The following is a 6256-nucleotide window of genomic DNA, read 5'->3' as shown; positions in this document are numbered from 1 at the left end:
GCCCCCCCGCCGCGCCCCCCCCCCGCGCCCCGCCCCCCCGGCGGCGCGCGGCCCCCCCCCCCGCCCCCGCGCCGGCGGCCCCCCGGGGGGGGGCCCCCCCCCCCCCCCCGCCCCGCACCCCCGTCGCAGACCCCCGCCCCCACCGACGTACCCTCCCAGCACCCGCCCCGCTTCGAGGAAGAACTGTGACGCCACCCCTGCTCTCCGACCTGGCCGACCGGGTCAGGATCGCGGCCCACTCGCGTACCGGCACCGGCACCGGCGCCGGCATCTGCGCCTGCGGAGCGGTGGTCACGCTCGCCGACCGCGCCGACGCCACGGTCGTCCGGCACGCGGGCACCGTCGCCAAGGCCCACGCCCCGGACACCGACGCCGCCGCACTCACCGCCCGCCTGACGACGGCCGCCCGCATACCCGGCGTGCTGCTCCGTCCGCTGACCACGACCCCGGTCACCCTGCACGGCAGGCCGGTGACCTTCTGGCCGTACGGCGGTCCGGTCGACCCCGACGCTCCGGACGCCGCCCCCTGGGAGGCCGCCGCCACCCTCCTCGCCCGCCTCCACCGCACCTCGCCTCCCGTGCCACTGCCTCCCATGCGCGGCCCCGCGAAGGCCGCGCGAGCGATCGCCCGGCTCCGCGCGTCGGCACCGGACCCCGCAGCCGACACCGTGCTCCGGGCATGGGCCACCCTCCCCGCGTGGGCCCGCGACGAGAGCCCCCTGCCGGACACCGCCACCCTCTGCCACGGCGACCTCCACCTCGGCCAGCTCGTGCGCCACCCCGGCCCCGAGGGCCCCTGGCTGCTGATAGACGTGGACGATCTCGGGGTGGGCCCCGCCGCCTGGGACCTGGCCCGCCCTGCCGCCTGGTACGCCTGCGGACTCCTCCCGCCCGACGAGTGGACCCGCTTCCTGGACGCGTACCGGGCGTCAGGCGGCCCGGCCGTTCCACCGGAGGGCGACCCGTGGCCCGCCCTGGACGTCCCGGCCCGCGCCCTCACCGTCCAGACCGCCGCGCGGACCGTGACCAAGGCCCTCGCCGCGGAGCGGCTCCTGGACGACGTGGAGCAGTCCCTCGTCGACGCCTGTGCCCGAATGGCTTCCATCCCCGCCCAGTTGCCGAGGAACCTCGCGAAGTAGGGTGCAACCGACCGCAGCCGGACAGAGTCTGTCCTGGCGAAACACGAAGCAGGACCTACCGGCGAGGAGTTGAGCCGACCATGCAGTGTCCGAAGTGCCGTGCACCCATGCACACGTACAACCGCAACGGCGTCCAGATCGAGCAGTGCTCGGGCTGTCGCGGAATCTTTCTGGACTACGGCGAGCTGGAGGCGCTGACGCGTCTGGAGTCCCAGTGGTCCCAGCCGGCGCCGCCGCCCCCGCCCGCGGCGCAGGCGTACCCCGTTCCGCCCGCGCCCGCCTGGGGCGCCCCGCACGGCGGTCACCACGGCCAGCGTCGCCACAAGAGCTTCGGCCACATGCTCTTCTCCAGCTGAGCGGCCGACACCACAACGAAGCCCCCGGCCGTACGAGACGGCCAGGGGCTTGTCGGTGTGTGGACGATACTGGGATTGAACCAGTGACCTCTTCCGTGTCAGGGAAGCGCTCTCCCGCTGAGCTAATCGTCCTCGGGACCACGGTCATGACTCCACGGAGCCGATCGCGGGCACTGCGTGCGCGATACTGGGATTGAACCAGTGACCTCTTCCGTGTCAGGGAAGCGCTCTCCCGCTGAGCTAATCGCGCGGGGTGCGGACCTTCGAGAAGATCCAGGATCCGAAGATCCAGTGGACGATACTGGGATTGAACCAGTGACCTCTTCCGTGTCAGGGAAGCGCTCTCCCGCTGAGCTAATCGTCCTTGGAGGTGGAGACGGGATTTGAACCCGTGTAGACGGCTTTGCAGGCCGTTGCCTCGCCTCTCGGCCACTCCACCAGGAGTGTAGGGGACCGGGAGGATCCCCTCATTCCTTCGAGCGGACGACGAGGCTCGAACTCGCGACCTCAACCTTGGCAAGGTTGCGCTCTACCAACTGAGCTACGTCCGCTTGTCGTTTCGGTCCGCTTGCGCGGCCCGGCGACGTGATGAACTCTAGCGGATTCCCGGGCCAGTACAAAAACACGTTTGTGCAGCGTGCTGCGCTGCACCTGGTCACGGACGCGACCGGACCACCTGGAAGGACACGGCCGGGCCACCTGCGGGACACCCGCCATAGACTCGACAACGTGCTCGACCTCCCACCTCTCGCCCGCTTCGGTGATCGCGTCGCGACCGGACTGCTCGACGTCACCAGCGACCCCGCGGCCCTCGACTCCACCGGTTTCTGGGCTGTCGTCGCCGACTTCGAGGGCCGTCTGACCTGCGCGCGGTTCGCGGACGTACGGGAGGAGCCGGTGCCCGCGCCCGTGCCGGGCGCATGGCGCGGCCCGGCCCTCGGCGACTGGACGTCGTCCCTCGATCGCGCCTCGTACACGGAAGGAGTGCGCCGGATACGGCGGCACATCGCGGCCGGCGAGGTCTACCAGGCGAACCTCTGCCGCGTCCTGTCCGCGCCCGTCGCCCCGGACGCCGACCCCGACGCGCTCACGGCGCTGCTGGCCCGCGGCAACCCGGCGCCGTATGCCGGAACGATCCGGCTGCCCGGGCACGGAGTGGAGACGGCGACCGCGTCTCCCGAACTCTTCCTGCGCCGCGCGGGCCGGATCGTCGAGTCCGGCCCGATCAAGGGCACCGGCCGCACCGAGGCCGACCTGCTGGAGAAGGACTACGCCGAGAACGTGATGATCGTGGACCTGGTCCGCAACGACCTCGGCCGGGTCTGTGCGTCGGGCACGGTGACCGTCCCCGATCTCTGCGCGGTGGAGAAGCATCCGGGGCTCGTCCATCTGGTGTCCACCGTGCGCGGCGAACTGCGCGACGGTGCCGGCTGGCCCGAGCTGCTCGCCGCCGCCTTCCCGCCCGGCTCGGTCACCGGCGCGCCCAAGTCCAGCGCCCTGCGGATCATCGACGCGCTGGAGACGGCGCCCCGGGGGCCGTACTGCGGAGGCATCGGCTGGGTCGACGCCGACCGGGGAACCGGTGAGCTGGCCGTCGGCATCCGCACCTTCTGGTTCGACCGGGCCGAGGGTGTGCTGCGGTTCGGCACCGGTGCCGGGATCACCTGGGGATCGGACCCCGAGGGTGAATGGCGGGAGACCGAACTGAAGGCCGCCCGGCTGCTCGCGGTAGCGTCGGGGGCGTACGAGGTGAGTGGAGAGGGACTGCAATCGTGAAGATCTGGCTCGACGGCGGGCTCCAGGACGCCGAATCCGCCCGTGTCTCCGTCTTCGACCACGGGCTGACCGTGGGCGACGGCATCTTCGAGACGGTCAAGGTGGTCGAGGGCACGCCGTTCGCACTCACCCGCCATCTGGACCGGATGACCCGCTCGGCCCGTGGCCTGGGCCTGCCGGACCCCGACCTGGACGAGGTCCGCCGCGCCTGTGCCGCCGTGCTGGAGGCCGGCCCCATGCCGCTCGGCCGGCTGCGCATCACCTACACGGGAGGCCACGGTCCGCTCGGCTCCGACCGCGGCGAGCACGGCCCGACCCTGGTCGTCGCCGTCGGCGAGACCCGCCGCCGCCCCGACTCCACCGCCGTGATCACGGTCCCCTTCACCCGCAACGAGCGCGGCGCACTCACCGGCCTCAAGACCACCTCGTACGCCGAGAACGTCGTGGCCCTGGCCCGCGCCCACGAACAGGACGCCTCCGAGGCGCTGTTCGCCAACACCGTAGGACAGCTCTGCGAGGGCACCGGCTCGAACGTCTTCGTCGTCCTCGACGGCGAGATCCACACCCCGCCGGTCTCCTCCGGCTGCCTCGCCGGCATCACCCGCGCGTTGACGGTCGAGTGGACCGGCGCCGGCGAGACCGACCTGCCGCTGGACGTGCTGGAACGAGCCGAGGAGGTCTTCCTGACGTCCACGCTGCGGGACGTCCAGGCCGTCCACCGTGTCGACGGCCGCGAACTGCCGGGCGCCCCGGGCCCGGTGACGGCGAAGGCCATGCGGATCTTCGAGGAGCGGTCGGGCGACGACCTCGACCCGTAGAACGCCGGGACATTCGGCAGACCTGGGGGTCAGGACCGGGTAGAACACCCCTGATGACCACCACCCTGCGGCCCACCGAGCCGCTTCAGCGCGCGGCCGACGGAACGCTCTCCCGCCACTACCAGGTGTGCGTGAACAGCCGTCCCGTCGGCGCGGTACACCTCGGCACGTCAGCCGCCTTCGGCCACTCGGTGGCGCGGATCCTCGCACTGCGCATCGAGGAGCCGGACCGCCGGCGCGGGCGCGGCACGGTCGCCGCGCTCGCCGCCGAGGAGGTGGCGCGCGGCTGGGGCTGCCGGCAGATCGAGGCGGCCGTCCCCGGCGACGCCGAGGCGGCGCTCCGGCTCATCACGGCGCTCGGTTACGTCCCGCGAAACCGCGGCATGGAGAAGCACCTCGGCGACACCCCGCCCGAACTGCCCGCCGGCAGTCTCGCGCGGCCCATGACCGAGGCCGATTTCGCCGCATGGCTCGTGCACGAGTCGGAGCACTACGCGCGCACCTGGATCGAGCGGGGGGTCCCCGAGGCTCAGGCGTACGCCAAGGCGCGTGACGACCACGACCGGCTCCTGCCGGACGGAGTGGCCACGGACGACATGCTGTTCAGCGTCCTGGAACACGACAGGACGCGGGTGGGCACCCTGTGGGTGGCGCTGCAGGACGACAAGGCCTACGTCTTCGACGTGGAGACCGACGCGGCCCACCGCGGACGAGGACACGGCCGCACGCTGATGCTGCTCGCCGAGCGCCAGACGATCGCGGCCGGCCTGCACGTCCTCGGCCTCAACGTGTTCGCCGGGAACACCCCGGCCGAACGGCTCTACGAGTCACTCGGCTACGAGACGACCCGGCGCACCTTCTACAAGACCCTGCTCTGAGGGCCCGGGCGTCAGTCCTGCCCGGCCAGCAGCCGGTCCGCGATCTCCTCGACGCGCTCGCGCAGCCCCTCCTGGCTCTTGCCGCCGTCGAGGCGCTCGCCGCCGATGACGTAGGTGGGGGTGCCGGTCACGCCGATCGCCTTGCCCTCGGCCTGGTCGGCGTCGACGATCAGGATGTGCCGGCCGTCGATCAGCGCGGTGTCGAACTCCTCGGCGTCCAGGCCGAGTTCCCGCGCCACCTCGACCAGGAAGGCTTCCCCTTCACGGTCCAGTTCCTCGACCCGGGCCAGCACCGCCTCGACGTACTTCCACCCCTGCCCCTGCTCGGCGGCCTCCTCGGCGGCCTGCGCGGCGGCGAAGGAGTGCTTGTGCTTCTCCAGCGGGAAGTGCCGCAGCCGCAGTTCGAGCCGGTCGCCGTAACGGGCGCGCAGGGCGCGCAGATCGTCCAGGGCACTGCGGCAGTCCGGGCACTGCAGTTCGCACCAGACGTCGAGGACGGGCGCGGGGCGGGCGGTGGAGTCGTTCATGGGGCCAGTCTTCCAGCACCGGCGCACCGGACCCAATCGGCTCGGGGCCCTCATGCGTGCACCTGCGGAGGAGCCGACCCGGAGATGTCCCTGATGTCCGGGCGGGGCATGGCCTGGCGGGGTTCGGGAGGTGCAGGATGGAGGAGGCGACGCGCACCGCCCGCCCGAGGCTGCCTGGAGGACCGGATGATTGCCGAGACCGTGTGTTCCGCCGTTGCCGCGGCCGGCCTGGGCATCGCCGCGGTGACGGCGTTCCGCAGGCGCTTCCTCACGGCCACCCGTATCGCGGCCTATGCGCTGGTCCCTCTCGGACTGGTGATGACCGGTGTCGTGGAGTGGGCCGCGGACACCGCCTTCAGCCCGGTGGCGTGGGCGGGCTTCGGCGTCCTCGGCGGTGCCTGGCTGCTGTTCGCGGCCACACGGGCCGTGGAGCGGCGACGCGGACGCGAGGGCCGCGCGGTGGCCACGGCGGGCCCGCACGACCCGGTGGCCCCGCAGGCCTCGGCGCCCTCCCTCGGCCCGGCATCCCGCCCGGCCCCCCAGACCCGCACCAAGCCGCAGGCCGCGCCCCGGGCGGACGCCGCGGACGACTTCAGCGACATCGAGGCCATCCTCAAGAAACACGGCATCTGACGCCCGTCATGGCGGTCTGAAACGACCCGACGCTCCGGGTGATCGGAAGCTGTCCGGCTCGCGCCACAGACGTGCAGGTGATCACGGATTTCGGCGAACTCGCGCACATCCGTGCGTCTTGATCGCGTG

General features: G+C 72.5%; 7 protein-coding genes and 5 tRNA genes. 6 read left to right on the top strand and 6 right to left on the bottom strand.

The features are described 5' to 3' along the window. Positions 1-185 precede the first annotated feature (185 nt). Positions 186-1139, top strand: coding sequence for a phosphotransferase enzyme family protein (locus ACIHCM_RS28470; protein WP_399901670.1), 954 nt, complete (start codon positions 186-188; stop codon positions 1137-1139). An 80-nt stretch (positions 1140-1219) separates the two neighbouring features. Beyond that, positions 1220-1495 (top strand): zf-TFIIB domain-containing protein, encoded by a 276-nt coding sequence (locus ACIHCM_RS28465; protein WP_399901667.1) that lies wholly within the window; start codon positions 1220-1222, stop codon positions 1493-1495. Between the two features lie 60 nt (positions 1496-1555). On the opposite strand, the gene ACIHCM_RS28460 is transcribed toward ACIHCM_RS28465, so the two are convergent. The 5 genes from ACIHCM_RS28460 to ACIHCM_RS28440 form a co-directional block, all read right to left on the bottom strand. After that, positions 1556-1627 (bottom strand) — tRNA-Val (locus tag ACIHCM_RS28460). A gap of 46 nt (positions 1628-1673) precedes the next feature. Beyond that, positions 1674-1745 (bottom strand) — tRNA-Val (locus ACIHCM_RS28455). Between the two features lie 42 nt (positions 1746-1787). Then, positions 1788-1859: transfer RNA gene (locus ACIHCM_RS28450), tRNA-Val, on the bottom strand. A gap of 1 nt (position 1860) precedes the next feature. After that, positions 1861-1934: transfer RNA gene (locus tag ACIHCM_RS28445), tRNA-Cys, on the bottom strand. A 39-nt stretch (positions 1935-1973) separates the two neighbouring features. After that, positions 1974-2046 (bottom strand) — tRNA-Gly (locus ACIHCM_RS28440). Between the two features lie 178 nt (positions 2047-2224). On the opposite strand from ACIHCM_RS28440, the gene ACIHCM_RS28435 reads away from it, so the two are divergent. Genes ACIHCM_RS28435 through ACIHCM_RS28425 form a run of 3 tightly spaced genes read left to right on the top strand, consistent with a single transcriptional unit; the run spans position 2225 to position 4967 of the window. Beyond that, positions 2225-3271 carry a chorismate-binding protein gene (locus ACIHCM_RS28435; RefSeq protein WP_399901664.1) on the top strand — a complete coding sequence of 349 codons (1047 nt, stop codon included), beginning with the start codon at positions 2225-2227 and terminating at the stop codon, positions 3269-3271. After that, entirely contained in the window at positions 3268-4089 is an 822-nt protein-coding gene (locus ACIHCM_RS28430) for an aminotransferase class IV (protein WP_399901661.1), read from the top strand. The genes ACIHCM_RS28435 and ACIHCM_RS28430 overlap by 4 nt, the downstream gene beginning before the upstream one ends. A 53-nt stretch (positions 4090-4142) precedes the next feature. Then, the gene (locus ACIHCM_RS28425) at positions 4143-4967 is read left to right on the top strand and encodes a GNAT family N-acetyltransferase (RefSeq protein WP_399901658.1); all 825 of its coding nucleotides are present in this window, start codon (positions 4143-4145) and stop codon (positions 4965-4967) included. An 11-nt stretch (positions 4968-4978) separates the two neighbouring features. On the opposite strand, the gene ACIHCM_RS28420 is transcribed toward ACIHCM_RS28425, so the two are convergent. After that, complete coding sequence (locus ACIHCM_RS28420) at positions 4979-5494, bottom strand: DsbA family protein (RefSeq protein ID WP_399901655.1); 516 nt, start codon at positions 5492-5494, stop codon at positions 4979-4981. Between the two features lie 186 nt (positions 5495-5680). Here ACIHCM_RS28420 and ACIHCM_RS28415 point away from each other — a divergent pair, with 186 nt between their 5' ends. Continuing rightward, complete coding sequence (locus tag ACIHCM_RS28415; RefSeq protein ID WP_399901652.1) at positions 5681-6127, top strand: hypothetical protein; 447 nt, start codon at positions 5681-5683, stop codon at positions 6125-6127. Positions 6128-6256: the final 129 nt, after the last annotated feature.

The organism is Streptomyces sp. NPDC052023 (genome assembly GCF_044548465.1).
Classification (GTDB): Bacteria; Actinomycetota; Actinomycetes; order Streptomycetales; family Streptomycetaceae; genus Streptomyces.
Note: the sequence above shows the minus strand (reverse complement) of the source record. Positions and strands in the feature narration are given on the sequence as shown.